This is a genomic window from Rhizobium sp. BK098, assembly GCF_014193155.1.
Classification (GTDB): Bacteria; Pseudomonadota; Alphaproteobacteria; order Rhizobiales; family Rhizobiaceae; genus Rhizobium.
In genome coordinates this window covers 46,684-62,728 of record NZ_JACHYY010000013.1, presented here as the reverse complement: position 1 = coordinate 62,728, position 16,045 = coordinate 46,684, and the positions used below count along the sequence as shown (strand labels likewise).

Sequence of the window (16,045 nt, the reverse complement as noted above, 5' to 3'; positions counted from 1 at the left end):
GTCCCGATCATGCAATCTGGACACTGATGCGCCGGTGGTTCGCGTTGAACAGGCCTGACCCCAGTCCGCCTCCCTTCGGGAAGCTATCCGGCGCTTGGACGGAATGTCAGGCTATCTTGAAATCGGCGGTTTCCGGCGCGAGGCGCGCGAAGGCCGCTCAAATTTTCAGGCATTTCGGCTCAGAGCGGCGTCGATGATCGATTTCGCCGTCTGAAACGCCGCTTCTATACTCATTTCTGAGGTATCTAGCAAGTGCGCGTCTTCAGCTGGTTTCAAAGGGCTGTCGGTGCGTCCCATATCGCGCTCGTCGCGCCGTTTCACGTCCTCGAAAATGGCGTCGTAATCGGCGCTGCCGCCGGCTTCGACAATCTCCTCGTAGCGCCGCTTCGCCCGCACTTCGGCCGAGGCCGTCACATAGAGCTTTACCGGTGCGCCCGGGCAGACGACGGTGCCGATATCGCGGCCGTCCAGCACGGCGCCGGGCTCCTTCTGCGCAAATTTTTGCTGCATCTCGCGCAATGCGGTGCGCACGGTCGGCATGACTGCGATCTTCGAGGCGGCCTCGCCGATCTCATGTCTGGACAGAACGGCCCGGTCGAGCCCGGCGAGATCGACCTTGCGCGCCATGCCTTCGGCAATCGCTTCGTCGTCGAGCGGCAGTCCGGCATCGAGCAGCGCCTTGGCCGTGGCGCGATAGGTGAGGCCGGTGTCGAGATGATGATAGCCATAGGCTTCGGCGATCCGGCGTGCCAGAGTTCCCTTGCCGGCGGCCGCTGGTCCGTCGATGGCGATGATCATGTCTTTTCCGTCCCTAACCGGTCTCTCGTTGTTTGCTGTAGCGACACACCAGTCCGGCCATTTCCGCCAACGCCGTGCGATCGATCGCCGAAAGGCCTTCGGCGACGCCCTGTCGGTCAGCCAGCGGCCGGTTCTGGCTCACCTTCCATTTGCCGTCAATCGTCTCGATGTCGATTTCGATGCCGAGGATGCCTTTCATCTGGGCTGCGATGAATTCCGGCAGCGCATCTTTCCACGCTCTATGGCTCAGCGTGCCGGGGCCATTGCATTTTCCGGGTAAGCATCTCCTCGACGGCCTCCCGCTTCGTATAGCCCTTTGGCAAAGGCCCGCCGACCACTATACTAAAACCCTATGCAAAGCGGCGTGAACTTTAGCTTTGACAGAAACGGCCGCAACGATTAAGGGGACCGGCTGATATTTCCCTTAAAACGCCGGCTTCCCCGGCATTGCCGAATTTTCATTCGGCCATTCATGAGGCTTTGACAGTGGCGAAAGCGGAACTTGGAACAAAACGTACCGACCCCGATACCGGCAAGAAGTTCTATGACCTGAACCGGGATCCGGTGGTCTCGCCCTATACCGGCAAGTCCTGGCCCTTGTCCTTCTTCGAAGAAACCTCCGCTTCCAAGGAAGTTCCGGAAGAGGATGAAGTGGCCGAAGTCGATACCGAAAACACGGAAGTCGAACTGGTATCGCTCGAAGATGCCGACGAGGCTGCAAGTGGTGATGACATCCCGGATATCGGCGATGACGATGTCGAAATCGGCGACGATGACGACGATACCTTCCTTGAAGCCGACGAAGATGAAGACGATGACGACATGAGCGACATCATCGGCGTCACCGGCGACGAAGACGACGTCTGATCTGAAAGACGATCGGCCCGGTGAAAGAAAAAATTTCCCGGGCCGAATTTTTCGGCTTGCTATCTGTGAAAACCACAAGTAATAAGCCGCCACCCCGACGGGCGAAGCGCTCGGAAGGGACCCAGGGCCGGTCAAACGGCACCATCTTGATGGGGCTATAGCTCAGCTGGGAGAGCGCTTGCATGGCATGCAAGAGGTCAGCGGTTCGATCCCGCTTAGCTCCACCAGCCTTCGCTCTCCGAGCTTCGGCTCGGCAAGCCAGTAGACGAAGGCTGTCGCGCTGCAGTTACGCAGTAACGAAAGCGGACTTTCTCCAAGCTGACTCACTGAGCTAAACTGGAAGATAGTTTTTGTACAACTGGTCGACAATGTATCGGTTGTGTCGACGTTGCTATTAGCTATCATGCGATGCATGAAGTACGTCTATATCCTTCAAAGCCATGATTTTCCTGATCGTTACTATATCGGCGTGACTGGAGATTTGAAAGCTCGCCTGGCGAAGCACAATGCCAGAGAAGTGCCTCATACATCGAAGTATGCGCCGTGGTCGGTCAAAACCTACATCGGCTTTTCCGATGAGGCGCAGGCGTTCGCATTTGAAAAATATCTCAAATCCGGATCGGGTCGCGCCTTTGCCAGAAAGAGATTGTAACCGCGCTTTGGAGAGACGCCCTCCGTTGCAAACCGGCGCTATAATCCTCCGCATCCCCCCAACTTCATGCTAACCTCCCATCCTCCGTAACCCGCCCCGAATCGCCCATGACCAGACAGCGCCGCCGTCGTCTTATCAAGACCCGCCGTACCGTGACGGGGTTTCTGCTCGTTGCCTCGATCGCCTTTCTGGCGGGCATGACCGATGCCGTCGGGCTGATGCTGACGGGCAATTTCGTGTCCTTCATGACCGGCAACACGACGCGGGCGGCGATTGCCCTCGGAATGGGCGAGTTTGGTCATGCGGCGGTGCTGTTCTCGGCCATCCTGACATTCATCATCGGCAATGCGCTCGGCATCGTCATTGCCCATGCCGCGGATCGGCGAGCTTTCGTGGTGCTTGCCTGCGTCAGCATCCTTCTGGCCGCTGCCGCGGGCTTTGCGGAGCCGTCGCTGCTTCTGGTGCAGTTCTATCTGGTGGTTCTTGCTATGGGGATGGTCAATGCCACGGTCGAGCATATCGAAGGCCTGCCGATCGGCCTCACCTATGTTACCGGGGCGCTGTCGCGCTTCGGGCGTGGTCTTGGCCGTTTCCTGCTGGGGGATCGGGATTTTCTCTGGACGGTGCAGATCGTGCCCTGGAGCGGCATGATATCAGGTGCCATCATCGGCGCGCTTCTGGCCGGCGCCTTTGGCGCGCACGCGCTCTGGCTGGTGTCGATGGTCGCGCTTGTCCTGGCGCTGTCGACGCTTTTCATTCCCCGTCCGCTGCAGCGCCGCTTCAATCAGCGCTTCGCGGCGTCGCCGCCGCTGGCACGGCGGGCGAAATAGCCACATTGCAGTGCACAAAAATCTGCTAGGGAGTAAAGCGAATCGTTTTGCCGACAAGCGTAAGGATGTGCCGTGTTCGTTTTTTCGAAACTTGTCTGGATCTTCGGTCAGCCGCTGTCGCTGGCCTTTCTGTTTGTCCTGTTGGCATTCATCGCCGCTCTGCTGCGCTGGCGAGCAACCGTCATCACCTCGGCGCTCTTGTCGGCGCTGATCCTGTTCGTCTCGCTTTATACGACGGCCGGCGCCTATGTCGTTCAAACGCTCGAAGAGCGCTTTCCGCATCCGGCTGCCGATCCCGCCGATCTCAAATGCATGATCGTTCTCGGCGGCGCCACGCAGAACGAGGTGACGACGGTCCGAGGCGGCTACGAACTCGATTCGGCCGGCGATCGCCTGATCGAAGCGCTGCGTCTCGCGCAGAAATACCCGCAGGCGCGCATCGTGATCTCGGGCGGCGACGGCTCGATCGGCGGCACCTATGAGGGCGATGCCGTGATTTCCGAGCGTTTCTTCACCGCGCTTGGCATTCCGACAAGCCGCATGGTCGAGGACAAGACCTCGCGCACCACCTTCGAGAATGCCGTCAATACGAAGGAGCTGCTGGCGCAGAACGGGCTTTCGGAGTGCCTGCTGATCACTTCGGGCTTCCACATGCCGCGCTCGATGGGCATTTTCCGCAAACAGGGCATGAATGTCGTGCCCTGGCCGGTCGACTATCGCAGCACCGGCAAGGAAAGTCTCGGCTTCGATTTCACACAGCCCTCGCGCAATGCGCAACTGCTGGCGACCGGATTGCGTGAATGGGTCGGTCTGGTCGGCTATTACGCCGCCGGCCGCACCTCCGCCCTGTATCCAGGACCGTAACGGCGTATTCAGGCCCTAACGATGCGCGCGCCGTAAAACCTATTTCTGGGATATGGTGACGAATTTGGTGCCGCGCACCCTGACGGTGATTTCGCAGACCGCTTCGCCATCCTTGCGGTCGCAGAAGCGCGGATGCATCTTCATGACCAGCACCATGTTGCCGAAGCGCTGGATGAAATCGTAGCCGTAGATCTTCGCCGTGGCGATCATCAGGTAGCCGCCTTCGGCCACCTGGACATAGAAATTGTAGGGGCAGCCTTCGTCCGTGCAGTAGGGTCCCTTTTCGCCCTTGCAGGTGATCTCACCTTCATTGACGACGATATCCATCAGTTTGTCGTTGTTGATGTCCTGCTGGGTGGCGAATTTGTCGCCGAAGCTCACCTGGCCGTCGCAGCTCTTGGTGAAATGGTCCTTCTCGAAGGCCACGGGGTCCTGCAGGATCGATTGCTGCGCCTCGGCCGCGGCGGGCATGACCACGAGAGCGAAGAGGTTGAGGATTAAGATCAGCAGGGATTTCACGGGGGGATTCCTTTTCGAAGCGCCGTTACGGTCGCGATAACAGCCGCAGCCGCTGCGACATCTTTGCACGCGCCTGCTTGCGCGGCCCTTGCCGTCGTGATTCATTTCGGAAAAATCGCGGGCGTTCCGCTGGAGTTTTCGATGTCGCTTCTCTCGTTTCTTGATTATGCCGGCGTCGCTCTTTTTGCCGCGACCGGCGCGCTGGCGGCCTCGCGCAAGCAGCTCGATCTGATCGGCTTCCTGTTTCTGGCGGCCGTCACCGGCATCGGCGGCGGCACGCTGCGCGATATCGTTCTCGGCCGGGTACCGGTCTTCTGGGTGCTGAACCCGACCTATATCGTCATCTGTGCCGTGGTCGGCGTGCTGGTCTTCTTTACCGCGCACCTCTTCGAATCGCGCTATCGGCTGCTCATCTGGCTCGATGCGGTGGGGCTGTCGGCCTATTGCGTGATGGGGGCAGCCAAGGGCATGGCAGCGACGGGCTCGCCCACCGTCGCTATCGTCACCGGCGCGCTGACGGCGACCTTCGGCGGCATTTTACGTGATCTCTTGGCAAACGAACCTTCGGTGTTGCTGCGTCCGGAAATCTATGTGACTGCTTCACTCGTCGGCGCCAGCGTCTTCACCGCCGCCAATGCAACGATGCTGCCGCTTTATGCCTCTGCAGGGCTGGGTGTGATCGCGGCCTTTGCAGTGCGCGGCGGCGCGCTCTGGTTCGGCTGGACCTTCCCGACCTATCACCATAAGCCAGGCCGGCATCCGGACGATGTGATGTGACGGAGAATCTTGTCGCAGGTGAGCTGACGCGGCGCTTATTTCAGCGCTGCTGCTTGCGCCGCAGGCGGATCACCACGTCGACATGGGCGATTTCCATGCCCTGCGGCGGCTCGGGCAGATTGTCGATCGTCAGGTTGCTGATCGGAATATCCAGCACCTCGTTGTGGCCTTCCACGAAAAAGTGATGGTGATCGGAGACATTGGTGTCGAAATAGGTCTTGGTGCTTTCGACGGCGAGCACGCGGATCAGGCCTGCCTCGGTAAATTGATGCAGTGTGTTGTAGACGGTGGCGAGCGAAACCGGAACGCCGGCGGCAACGGCTTCCTCGTGAAGCTCTTCCACGGTCAGATGGCGGTCGCCCTTGGCAAAAAGGAGGTCTCCCAGTGCGATCCGCTGCCTAGTCGGCCTTAGGCCCACTTTACGCAGCCTGGTTTCGATCGCGATTTCGGCATGTTCTGCCATCCAGGGACTCCAGATTCCTGATCTCTATAATTCTTTACTAAGCCATATAACTTTTGCCTTGATTGCTTTCAATAGTTTCCGTGGGGTGGGAAGGTGCTCAAAAGCCGGAAAAATCGGGCTTTTGCCGCATTTGGCACTGGTAGCGGCTCTGGCGTTCCTGTATGCGACCACCACATAAGAGCTAATGCGTTCGATCGAACGGATGAATGAGAGTCCAATGCTTTCGCTTCATTTTCTGTCGATCTTGCACTAAAGCTTCACATCCATCGGCATTCATGCGGGGGAAACGGAATTTTTATGACGACGAGACAATCCAGCTTCAATTATGAGGAAATCCTGTCCTGTGGCCGCGGCGAGCTGTTCGGCCCGGGCAACGCACAGCTTCCCCTGCCGCCGATGCTGATGGTCCATCGCATTACAGATATTTCCGAAACGGGCGGGGCTTTCGACAAGGGCTATATCCGCGCCGAATACGACGTGCGCCCCGATGATTGGTACTTTCCCTGCCATTTTGCCGGTAACCCCATCATGCCGGGCTGCCTCGGCCTCGACGGCATGTGGCAGCTGACCGGCTTCTTCCTCGGCTGGCTCGGCGAGCCCGGCCGCGGCATGGCGCTTTCGACAGGCGAAGTGAAGTTCAAGGGCATGGTTCGTCCGGACACGAAGCTTCTCGAATACGGCATCGACTTCAAGCGCGTCATGCGCGGCCGCCTCGTCCTTGGCACCGCCGACGGCTGGCTGAAGGCCGATGGCGAGACCATCTATCAGGCGACGGACCTGCGCGTGGGCCTGTCCAAGGACAAGGTTGCCTGAACCGCGGCATCGCCGCCTCCAAAAAGACAGATGTTTTAGAAAAGGTCATCGACATGAGACGGGTAGTTGTTACGGGTCTGGGTATTGTCTCTTCGATTGGAAACAATGCGCAAGAAGTGACCGCCTCGCTGCGCGACGCCAAATCCGGTATTTCCTTCTCTCCTGATTTCGCCGAGCATGGCTTCAAATGCCAGGTCTGGGGCGCGCCGAAGATCGATACGACCGACCTGGTGGATCGCCGCGCCATGCGCTTCCTGTCGCAGGGCGGTGCGTGGAACCACGTCGCCATGAAGCAGGCGATCGCCGATAGCGGCCTCGAGGAAGGCGATATCACCAACGAGCGCACCGGCATCATCATGGGCTCTGGCGGCCCCTCGACCCGCACGCTGATCGAGGCGGCCGACATCACCCGCAAGAACAACAGCCCGAAGCGCATCGGCCCCTTCGCGGTGCCGAAGTCGATGTCATCGACCGCCTCGGCAACGCTTGCAACCTGGTTCAAGATCCACGGCGTTAACTACTCCATCTCGTCGGCCTGCTCGACCTCGGCGCACTGCATCGGCAATGCCGCTGAAATGATCCAATGGGGCAAGCAGGACGTCATGTTCGCCGGCGGTCACGAGGATCTCGATTGGACCATGTCGAACCTCTTTGACGCCATGGGCGCGATGTCCTCCGACTTCAACGAGAACCATCCGGAAACCGCCTCGCGCGCCTATGACGCCAAGCGTGACGGCTTCGTCATCGCCGGCGGCGCCGGCGTGCTGGTTCTGGAAGAGCTTGAGCATGCCAAGGCCCGCGGCGCCAAGATCTACGCCGAAATCATCGGCTACGGCGCCACCTCTGATGGTTACGACATGGTGGCACCTTCGGGTGAGGGTGCCGTGCGCTGCATGCGTCAGGCGCTTGCCACGGTGAAGGGCGATATCGACTACATCAACACCCACGGCACCTCGACGCCGGTGGGCGACAGCAAGGAAATCGGCGCGATCCGCGAAGTCTTCGGCGACAAGATCCCGCCGATCCAGTCGACCAAGTCGCTGACGGGCCATTCGCTCGGCGCAGCGGGCGTTCAGGAATCGATCTATTCGATCCTGATGATGCAGGAGCGCTTCATCGGGGAAAGCGCCCATATCACCGAACTCGATCCGGAATTCGAAGGCGTGCCGGTCGTGCGCAAGCGTATCGACAACGCCAAGTTCGATATCGCTCTTTCGAACTCCTTCGGCTTCGGCGGCACCAACGCTACGCTCGTATTCCAGCGCTACAACGGATAAGGCAATGACGGGAATTATGCAGGGTAAGCGCGGCCTCATCATGGGCGTCGCAAACAATCATTCGATTGCCTGGGGTATTTCAAAGGCGCTGGCAGCCGAAGGCGCGGAACTGGCTTTCACCTTTCAGGGCGAAGCTCTCGGCAAGCGCGTCAAGCCGCTGGCAGCCGAAGTCGGCTCGGATTTCCTGTTGCCTTGCGATGTCGAGGATCTCGCTTCGGTCGATTCCGTTTTCGACGCGGTCAAGCAGCGCTGGGGCAAGCTGGACTTCATCGTCCATGCCATCGGCTTTTCCGACAAGAACGAGCTGAAGGGGCTCTATGCCAACACCACCCGGGAGAATTTCACCCGCACCATGGTGATTTCCTGCTTCTCCTTCACCGAGGTCGCCAAGCGGGCCGCGGAACTGATGACGGAAGGCGGCAGCATGCTGACGCTGACCTATAACGGTTCGACGCGCGTGATCCCGAACTACAACGTCATGGGTGTCGCCAAGGCGGCCCTTGAGGCTTCTGTGCGCTATCTTGCCGCCGACTACGGCCCGCGCGGCATTCGCGTCAACGCCGTCTCCGCCGGCCCGATCCGTACGCTTGCCGGCGCCGGTATTTCCGACGCCCGAGCCATCCTGTCGTGGAACCAGCGCAACGCGCCGCTGCGCAAGTCGGTCACCATCGATCAGGTCGGCTCGTCGTCGCTCTATCTCCTGTCGGATCTTTCGGCCGGCGTGACCGGCGAAATCCATTTTGTCGATGCTGGCTACAACATCACCTCGATGCCGACGCTGGAAACGCTGTCGAGCGCCGACGCGGAATAAGCTCCCGATCTCAGTCGTGTCCTCCCGGTTTTGACCGGGAGGATCGAATTTCCGGATATCCTTCCAGAGGATTCCCGATGACGTCAAACGACGCAGAACTTTTGGCATCGACTGATCGCCTCGTCCTCCGCCGCTTCGTGCCTGAGGATTTTGTCGCCTACAGCGCATATCGCTCCCTGCCGGAGATCTATCGTTTTCTTTACCGCGATCCTCCCTCGCCCGAAGAGATGAGGGAGCGTTTCGATATCCGCCTGAATTCCCCTTTCTCCGCAGATGGGGATACTCTGCTCTGCGCCGTCATTCGGCGGGAGGATGGCGCTTTGGTGGGTGACGTCAGCCTGACATTTGCAAACAAGGCCGCGCTTCAAGCGGAGCTCGGCTATACCTCCAACCCGGCCTATGCCAAGAAGGGCTATGCTACCGAGGCGGCGGAAGCCATGATTACCCTCGGCTTCGAAAAATTTGGCTTTCACCGGATCTTTGCACGGCTGGATGCGAAAAATACCGGCTCAGTCGGTGTCGTCGAACGGCTTGGCCTGCGTCGCGAGGCCCTTTTGATCGAAAACGATCGCTTCAATGGTGTCTGGGGCGATGAATGCGTCTACGCCGTGCTGGGCCGCGAGTGGGCCGCAAGAGTGCCGAAACGAACCTCCTGAGCCCGCTCAAAAAAATAGCGGCCATCTGACCGCCATCCTTCCTTACTTCTTCGCCCAGAGTACCTTGTAGCGGGCATTGCGGCAGGTCTCGCCGAATTCCTTGAAGTTTTCGGCCAGCACAGGCTCATAGGGCAGGCCGCGATTGGCGACAAGCATCAGCCGCCCGCCGGTGCGCAGCGCTGAAGCGGCTGTCTTGATCATCGCCTGGCCGAGCGAAGGCTCGGCGGCGTGGCCCTCATGGAAGGGCGGGTTCATGATGATCAGGTCGTACTTGTCCTTGACCGGCTCGCTTGCCAGATCGTGCCAGAAGAAGCGCTGGGCGACTTTCGGGCAGTGCGACAGCAGATTGGCGCGTGCCGCCTCCAGAGAGCCGTAATGGGCCTCGTAGAGGTCGATGCGCTCGATTCTCGGCGACTTGATTGCCAGTTCGACGGAAAGATAGCCCCAGCCGGCGCCGAAATCGGCGGCATCGCCGGCAAAATCGGTCGGCAGGCGCGAGGCGAGCAGTTCGGAGCCGGCATCGACACGGTCATGGGAGAACATGCCGGGCGCCGTGGTGAAGCTGTCGTCGACGCGCGTTGCCGGCTTCGCGAGCTGCGCCGTCAAAAGCTTGATATCGGCAGGCCGCGCAAACCAGAAGGCGACGCCGTGATACTTCGGCATGTGCTCGATTTCGAGACCGAAGGCCTCGATGCGCTTGCGCAGTGGTTGGATGCCATCTTCCTTGCCGCCTGCAACGACGATGAGGCCGCCTTCCTTTACGCGCGTCAGCGCTTCGGCGATGTGATCCTCATTCTCGCCCTTGTGCTTGCCGCAGAGCACCAGCGCGCCGTCATAGCCTTCGCCTTCGATTTCCGGCGTCACGTTGATGCGCTGCGCCTGCAACTGGCGAAAGAAGGGGCGGAAGCCCTGGACGGCGGACAGCTCAGCGGCAAAGCCCTCCGGCAGCGCAAAGCCTGCCTCCGCGCCGAGAAACAGGATCCGCTGACCCTCGCCGGGTGCGTCGACAGTGCCGGAGGCAAAGGGATGGAACAGGGTCTTCAGGGCATCGCGGCTCATGGGCGTGGTCTCGTCTTGAAAGGTGGACTTGAACCGTCAGATATCTGTGGCCTTATCGTATCTCGTGCTTACCCCTCACCCTAGCCCTCTCCCCGTTGGGACGGGGATAGGGGACGACAGAGCCGGAAAACATGCCCCTTGGTGTAGAGGCCGTTATCGAGCACAGTCATGTCCCCTCTCCCCGCATGTGCGGGGAGAGGGCTAGGGTGAGGGGCCAGGCACGCAGCTTCCACGATCCAGCCAAACCAACGGGCATTCAATATAAAAAGGGCGCGGAAGAGATCCCGCGCCCCGGAACTTGGATGAAGGCGCAGCTTATTCGGCCGCGTCGTCCTTCTTCTTGTCGGCAGCGATTTCCTGGCCGGTGGCCTGGTCGACGACCTTCATGGAGAGGCGAACCTTGCCGCGCTCGTCGAAGCCGAGCAGCTTGACCCAGACCTTGTCGCCTTCCTTGACGACGTCCTGCGTCTTGGCAACGCGCTCGGAAGCGAGCTGCGAGATATGGACGAGGCCGTCGCGGGCGCCGAAGAAGTTGACGAAGGCGCCGAAGTCGGCGGTCTTGACAACAGTACCTTCGTAGATCTGGCCGACTTCCGGCTCTGCGACGATCGAGTGGATCCACTTGCGGGCCGCCTCGATTTCCTTGCCGGAAGAGGAAGCGATCTTGACGGTGCCGTCGTCCTCGATGTTGATCTTCGCGCCGGTCTTTTCGACGATTTCGCGGATGACCTTGCCGCCGGAGCCGATGACTTCGCGGATCTTGTCGACCGGGATGTTCATCACTTCGATGCGCGGAGCGAATTCGCCGAGCTGGCCGCGGCTTTCGGTGATTGCCTTGGACATTTCGCCGAGGATGTGGGCACGACCGCCCTGTGCCTGGCCGAGAGCGACCTTCATGATCTCTTCGGTGATGCCGGCGATCTTGATGTCCATCTGCAGCGAGGTGATGCCGTCGGCAGTGCCGGCGACCTTGAAGTCCATGTCGCCGAGGTGGTCTTCGTCACCGAGAATGTCGGAGAGAACGGCGAAGCGATCGCCTTCCAGGATCAGACCCATGGCAATGCCGGCAACCGGCTTCGCCAGCGGCACGCCGGCGTCCATCAGAGCGAGCGAGGTGCCGCAAACCGTTGCCATCGAGGACGAGCCATTGGACTCGGTGATCTCGGAAACGACGCGCAGCGTGTAGGGGAACTGTTCCGCCGACGGCAGCATCGGGCGAATAGCGCGCCATGCGAGCTTGCCGTGACCGATTTCGCGACGACCCGGGGAACCCATGCGGCCGGTTTCGCCAACCGAGTAGGGAGGGAAGTTGTAATGGAGCAGGAAACGCTCCTTGTACATGCCGGTCAGGCTGTCGACATACTGTTCGTCTTCGCCGGTGCCGAGCGTAGCGACGACGATTGCCTGCGTTTCACCGCGGGTAAACAGCGCAGAACCATGCGTACGCGGCAACAGGCCGACTTCCGAAACGATCGGGCGAACGGTCGACAGGTCGCGACCGTCGATGCGGCTCGACGTGTCGAGGATGTTCCAGCGAACGATCTTCGCCTGCAGGTGTTTGAAGATGGCGCCGACTTCTTCGGCCGTGTACTTGGCTTCGCCTTCTTCCGGCAGGAAGTGTGCCTTCACCTTCGCCTTGACGGCGTCGACGGCAGCGTAGCGATCGGCCTTCTGCGTGATCTTGTAGGCGTCGCGCAGTTCGGCTTCGGCGAGGCCGAGCATTTCCTTCTCGAGCTCGGAATAATCTTCCGGCTGGAAGTCGCGCGGTTCCTTGGCGGCGACTTCGGCGAGCTTGATGATCGCGTCGATGACAGGCTGGAAGCCGCGATGACCGAACATGACGGCGCCGAGCATGACGTCCTCAGGCAGTTCCTTGGCTTCGGATTCAACCATCAGAACGGCGTCCTGCGTCCCGGCGACGACGAGGTCGAGGCTCGATTCGTCCATCTCGTCGAGATGCGGGTTGAGCACGTATTCGCCGTTGATGTAGCCGACGCGAGCGCCGCCGACTGGGCCCATGAAGGGAACGCCTGAGAGCGTCAGGGCAGCCGAGGTTGCAACCATGGACAGGATGTCCGGATTGTTTTCGAGGTCATGCTGGATGACCGTGACGACGACCTGGGTGTCGTTCTTGTAGCCTTCCGGGAAGAGCGGGCGGATCGGGCGGTCGATCAAGCGCGAAACGAGCGTTTCGTTTTCGCTCGGGCGACCCTCGCGCTTGAAGTAGCCGCCGGGGATCTTGCCGGCTGCGTAGGTCTTTTCCTGGTAGTTGACGGTGAGCGGGAAGAAGTCCTGGCCCGGCTTCGGCGCCTTGGCGGAAACGACGGTCGCAAGCACCACGGTCTCGCCGTAGGTGGCGACAACGGCGCCGTCAGCCTGACGGGCGATCTTGCCGGTTTCGAGCTTCAGCGGGCGGCCTGCCCACTCGATTTCGACGGTATGGATATCGAACATATCTTGTCCTTGCATGATGCGGGAAAAGGCGCCGTCGCCGACGAATTCGGCAGGGCACATCTTCGACCGCACGAAGTGTGACGCATCACGGGCAAGACAACGAGAGGCTTTCGAAATCAGGCCGAAGCGCTAGGCTTCGGCTGAAAGCATCCGGCAATCCTGCCCCATGACAGGTCAACGGTTGTTGTTGGCAGCACCGGCCCATCCGGCCTGCCGACAGTTTCGCGTCGCACCGGCATAAGGCGCGAGGGAAACTGGTCTCAAGGGTTCATACCCTTCATAAGCATCCGGCGGACGTTCAGGTGAACGCCCGCCGGAAATTCCGTTAGCGGCGGATACCGAGGCTGGTGATCAGCTTGGTATAACGGCCTTCGTCCTTCTTCTTGAGGTAGTCAAGAAGCGAGCGCCGGCTGGAAACCATCGTCAGGAGGCCACGACGGGAGTGGTTGTCCTTCTTGTGGTCCTTGAAGTGTTCCGTGAGGTTGTTGATGCGCTCGGTCAGGATCGCAACCTGGACTTCCGGAGAACCGGTGTCGCCTTCGACGGTAGCGTATTCCTTGATCAGCGCAGCCTTGCGCTCAGCAGTGATCGACATCGGATGGTCCTTTCTATGAGAGGAGATTGAAGTCGCCAAACGCCGGGATGTCGTCCAGCATTGGCCGCGAATGCAATCAGGCATGCCTGATGCTGGCGCTGCCTATAAACCAATTGAGCGCCAATTGAAAGAGGGTTCTCCCTGAGCGCCTTTCAGCGTCCCGCCATGGCGTCCCGGATCATGGCATTGTAGCCTTCCGGATCCTGCAGCATGGCGAAATGGCTGGCATCCTTCAGAATGACAAGCTTCGCGCCCGGGATCTCCTTCGCCATCATCTCGGTATGGTCAAGCTTCACCGCTTCGTCATGGTCGCCTATGGCAAGCGTCACCGGCACCGTGATCTTTCCAAGGTCGGCTGCGGTCCATGCCGGCTGCGTCGCCCACATCTGCGAGATCTGGTTGACGAAAGCCTCATATTCGTTCGGGGTTGGCGATAGTTTTTTGTAATATTCGCCGGCGACGTTGATGTAATCGTTGAAAGTCTTGTTGCTCATGACGTCGGGCTTCACGCCGTCGGTCGTAACATTGGCGGCTTGCGCGATCACGCGCGTCAGCTTTTCGGGATGTTTCATCGCCATGTCGATGCCGATGATGCCGCCGTCAGACCATCCGACCAACGTCACCTTGCCGACCTTCAGATAGTCGAGCAGCGCGACATAATCCGAAGTCATCAGATCGTAGCCAAAAGGTTTTTCGCTGCGCGTCGAGCGGCCATGCCCGCGGCTGTCGGCGACGATGACGAGATGATCTCTCGCGAAATCGGCGACCTGAGCGCCCCAGACGTCGGCATTCCCGAGGCCGCCATGGATGAAGAGGATCGGGTCGCCCGCGCCATATTCGGCATAATACATCTTGATGTCGTCGACATCGGCCATGCCGCTCGTTTTCGGCTGCGGCATTGGCGGAAATGGCGGTAGCCCGGCCCACCGCTCGGCGGATTGGGCGTTTGTCACCGTCAGAAACAGGGAAAGGAATGCAAGTATTCCGAATGTAACTCTGCGCATATTTGCCCCCTTTGGACGGGCCATGATGGCCCGTCGGGGAACATATCGCATCGCCATTGCCCGCAATAGCCGCTATTTCCGGTTGATTGAGGTCAGCCGAACACGCGCTTGGGGCGGAATTCGCCCTGGCCGATCTCGCCGATGGCGATCAGCTTGCCGCGGGACGTGGCATAGGCCTCGGTCTCGGCAACCGGTGCATCGCGGCCGCGCACCAGGATCGGGTTGCCCATCTTCAGGCGGTGCGCCTGGTCGTCGCTGATGACGAGATGCGGCAGCGAAGAAAGAGCTTCCGCTGTATCGATCAGCAGCGCATCGAGGGCTGCCAGTCGCTCGTCCGCATCTTCGATCTCCTCCAGCGCTACGAGATCGGCAAGCGGCACCATCGCCTCCTCGGCAAAGGGCGCGACGAAGCTGCGGCGCAGGCCGGAAATATGACCGTAGCAGCCGAGGTCGCGGCCGAAATCGCGGGCGAGCGCGCGCACATAGGTGCCCTTGCCGCATTCGACTTCGAAATGCGCCGTGTTGGCATCCGGGCAGGCGAGCAGCGTCAGGCGGAAAATCTCGACTTCGCGCGAGGGGATCTCGACCGTCTCGCCTTCGCGGGCGAGGTCATAGGCGCGCTCGCCTGATATTTTGATGGCGGAGAACTGCGGCGGAATCTGGTTGATGACGCCGGTATACTTCGGCAGCAGCGCGCGAATATCCTCTTCGCTCGGACGCTTGTCGGAGGTGGCGGTTACAGCGCCCTCCAGGTCGTCGGAAGCGCGTTCCTCGCCCCAGGTCACGGTGAATTCATAGATCTTGCGGCCATCCATGACGTAGGGAACCGTCTTCGTGGCGTCGCCGAGCGCGATCGGCAACATGCCGGAGGCGAGCGGATCGAGCGTGCCGGCATGGCCGGCCTTCTGGGCCTTGAACAGCCACTTGATCTTGGAAACGGCTTCGGTCGAGCCAAAATCAATCGGCTTGTCGAGGATGAGCCAGCCCGAAATCGGACGGCCCTTTGGCTTGCGTGGCTTGGACATTCTCTGTCTCTTTATTGATCTTGGTCGTTGTCGTCGTCGAGATCGCGGCTGACCTCGGGCGAGCGCAGAAGCGCGTCGATCTTCTTGTAATTGTCGAAGCTCGTATCGTCGCGGAAGCGAACTTCCGGCATGTACTTCATCTGGCGAAGCTGCGGGCCGAGGCGGCCGCGGATGTATTTCGCATGGCGGTTCAGCGCTTCGATGACGGCGCCGTGGTCGGAAACGCCGAGCGGAGTCACGAAGGCGGTGGCGATCTTGAGATCCGGCGACATGCGTACTTCGGAAATGGAGATCACGGTGCGCTCGATCAGGTCGTCGCGCACTTCGCCGCGCTGCAGAACCTGCGTGATCGCTGAGCGCACCTGCTCGCCGACGCGAAGCATGCGCTGCGAGGGCGCGGAAGAAGTTGGTTTGGTCATGGTTGTTCCGTTAGCAGCGTCCCATTGGACGCGATAAAGGGGGTCAAATGACTCGATCCGGCGCAAAGGTCAAGGCTGGACAGGTTTTGCGGCCCGCCAGAAGCCGAGAATCCTTGAGAATGCGGCATCCTGAGCGCCCCGGTTGGCAAAGGTAGGTGCCGG

At 60.3% G+C, this 16,045-nt stretch carries 18 protein-coding genes, 1 tRNA gene and 1 pseudogene; 10 read left to right on the top strand and 10 right to left on the bottom strand.

The window, feature by feature from the left end; all coding sequences use genetic code 11:
• Positions 1-165: 165 nt before the first annotated feature.
• Both cmk and FHT73_RS29595 read right to left on the bottom strand, forming a co-directional pair.
• Entirely contained in the window at positions 166-798 is a 633-nt protein-coding gene (gene cmk, locus FHT73_RS25635) for a (d)CMP kinase (RefSeq protein WP_112609793.1), read from the bottom strand.
• Between the two features lie 13 nt (positions 799-811).
• Positions 812-1,027, bottom strand: a pseudogene (locus FHT73_RS29595) (FMN-binding negative transcriptional regulator); the annotation flags it as partial.
• 257 nt (positions 1,028-1,284) lie between these two features.
• On the opposite strand from FHT73_RS29595, the gene FHT73_RS25625 reads away from it, so the two are divergent.
• From FHT73_RS25625 to FHT73_RS25605, 5 genes are all read left to right on the top strand, one after another.
• Positions 1,285-1,665, top strand: coding sequence for a TIGR02300 family protein (locus FHT73_RS25625; RefSeq protein ID WP_015338257.1), 381 nt, complete (start codon positions 1,285-1,287; stop codon positions 1,663-1,665).
• A 151-nt stretch (positions 1,666-1,816) separates the two neighbouring features.
• Positions 1,817-1,892: transfer RNA gene (locus FHT73_RS25620), tRNA-Ala, on the top strand.
• A gap of 185 nt (positions 1,893-2,077) precedes the next feature.
• Positions 2,078-2,317: a GIY-YIG nuclease family protein gene (locus FHT73_RS25615; protein WP_015338258.1), complete on the top strand. Its 240-nt coding sequence runs from the start codon at positions 2,078-2,080 to the stop codon at positions 2,315-2,317.
• Positions 2,318-2,424: 107 nt separating this feature from the next.
• The gene (locus FHT73_RS25610) at positions 2,425-3,147 is read left to right on the top strand and encodes a YoaK family protein (protein ID WP_183715715.1); all 723 of its coding nucleotides are present in this window, start codon (positions 2,425-2,427) and stop codon (positions 3,145-3,147) included.
• A 72-nt stretch (positions 3,148-3,219) separates the two neighbouring features.
• Complete coding sequence (locus FHT73_RS25605) at positions 3,220-4,011, top strand: YdcF family protein (protein WP_112412257.1); 792 nt, start codon at positions 3,220-3,222, stop codon at positions 4,009-4,011.
• Positions 4,012-4,050: 39 nt separating this feature from the next.
• Here FHT73_RS25605 and FHT73_RS25600 read toward each other — a convergent pair whose 3' ends face one another.
• Positions 4,051-4,530 (bottom strand): hypothetical protein, encoded by a 480-nt coding sequence (locus tag FHT73_RS25600; protein ID WP_112338880.1) that lies wholly within the window; start codon positions 4,528-4,530, stop codon positions 4,051-4,053.
• 141 nt (positions 4,531-4,671) lie between these two features.
• Here FHT73_RS25600 and FHT73_RS25595 point away from each other — a divergent pair, with 141 nt between their 5' ends.
• The gene (locus FHT73_RS25595; RefSeq protein ID WP_112609863.1) at positions 4,672-5,307 is read left to right on the top strand and encodes a trimeric intracellular cation channel family protein; all 636 of its coding nucleotides are present in this window, start codon (positions 4,672-4,674) and stop codon (positions 5,305-5,307) included.
• 40 nt (positions 5,308-5,347) lie between these two features.
• On the opposite strand, the gene irrA is transcribed toward FHT73_RS25595, so the two are convergent.
• Positions 5,348-5,770 carry an iron response transcriptional regulator IrrA gene (irrA, locus tag FHT73_RS25590; protein WP_112609795.1) on the bottom strand — a complete coding sequence of 141 codons (423 nt, stop codon included), beginning with the start codon at positions 5,768-5,770 and terminating at the stop codon, positions 5,348-5,350.
• Positions 5,771-6,067: 297 nt separating this feature from the next.
• Between irrA and fabA the strand changes: the two genes are divergently transcribed.
• From fabA to FHT73_RS25570, 4 genes are all read left to right on the top strand, one after another.
• Positions 6,068-6,583 carry a 3-hydroxyacyl-[acyl-carrier-protein] dehydratase FabA gene (fabA, locus tag FHT73_RS25585; protein WP_015338264.1) on the top strand — a complete coding sequence of 172 codons (516 nt, stop codon included), beginning with the start codon at positions 6,068-6,070 and terminating at the stop codon, positions 6,581-6,583.
• Between the two features lie 53 nt (positions 6,584-6,636).
• The gene (fabB, locus tag FHT73_RS25580) at positions 6,637-7,860 is read left to right on the top strand and encodes a beta-ketoacyl-ACP synthase I (protein WP_092720354.1); all 1,224 of its coding nucleotides are present in this window, start codon (positions 6,637-6,639) and stop codon (positions 7,858-7,860) included.
• 4 nt (positions 7,861-7,864) lie between these two features.
• A complete protein-coding gene (gene fabI, locus FHT73_RS25575; protein ID WP_183715713.1) occupies positions 7,865-8,671 on the top strand; it encodes an enoyl-ACP reductase FabI in 807 nt (268 codons plus the stop codon).
• Between the two features lie 77 nt (positions 8,672-8,748).
• Positions 8,749-9,327, top strand: coding sequence for a GNAT family protein (locus FHT73_RS25570; protein WP_183715711.1), 579 nt, complete (start codon positions 8,749-8,751; stop codon positions 9,325-9,327).
• A gap of 42 nt (positions 9,328-9,369) precedes the next feature.
• Here FHT73_RS25570 and FHT73_RS25565 read toward each other — a convergent pair whose 3' ends face one another.
• The 6 genes from FHT73_RS25565 to rbfA all read right to left on the bottom strand — a co-directional run bounded on the left by FHT73_RS25565 (position 9,370) and on the right by rbfA (position 15,883).
• A complete protein-coding gene (locus FHT73_RS25565) occupies positions 9,370-10,386 on the bottom strand; it encodes a class I SAM-dependent methyltransferase (RefSeq protein WP_183715709.1) in 1,017 nt (338 codons plus the stop codon).
• A gap of 315 nt (positions 10,387-10,701) precedes the next feature.
• A complete protein-coding gene (gene pnp / locus FHT73_RS25560) occupies positions 10,702-12,840 on the bottom strand; it encodes a polyribonucleotide nucleotidyltransferase (RefSeq protein WP_112398691.1) in 2,139 nt (712 codons plus the stop codon).
• Between the two features lie 325 nt (positions 12,841-13,165).
• On the bottom strand, positions 13,166-13,435 hold the full coding sequence (gene rpsO / locus FHT73_RS25555; RefSeq protein ID WP_015338271.1) for a 30S ribosomal protein S15: 270 nt from the start codon (positions 13,433-13,435) through the stop codon (positions 13,166-13,168).
• A gap of 152 nt (positions 13,436-13,587) precedes the next feature.
• Positions 13,588-14,439 carry an alpha/beta hydrolase gene (locus FHT73_RS25550; RefSeq protein ID WP_112609865.1) on the bottom strand — a complete coding sequence of 284 codons (852 nt, stop codon included), beginning with the start codon at positions 14,437-14,439 and terminating at the stop codon, positions 13,588-13,590.
• A gap of 92 nt (positions 14,440-14,531) precedes the next feature.
• Positions 14,532-15,464, bottom strand: coding sequence for a tRNA pseudouridine(55) synthase TruB (truB, locus tag FHT73_RS25545; RefSeq protein ID WP_112412262.1), 933 nt, complete (start codon positions 15,462-15,464; stop codon positions 14,532-14,534).
• Between the two features lie 11 nt (positions 15,465-15,475).
• Positions 15,476-15,883 carry a 30S ribosome-binding factor RbfA gene (gene rbfA, locus FHT73_RS25540; RefSeq protein ID WP_112338886.1) on the bottom strand — a complete coding sequence of 136 codons (408 nt, stop codon included), beginning with the start codon at positions 15,881-15,883 and terminating at the stop codon, positions 15,476-15,478.
• Between the last annotated feature and the right edge of the window lie 162 nt (positions 15,884-16,045).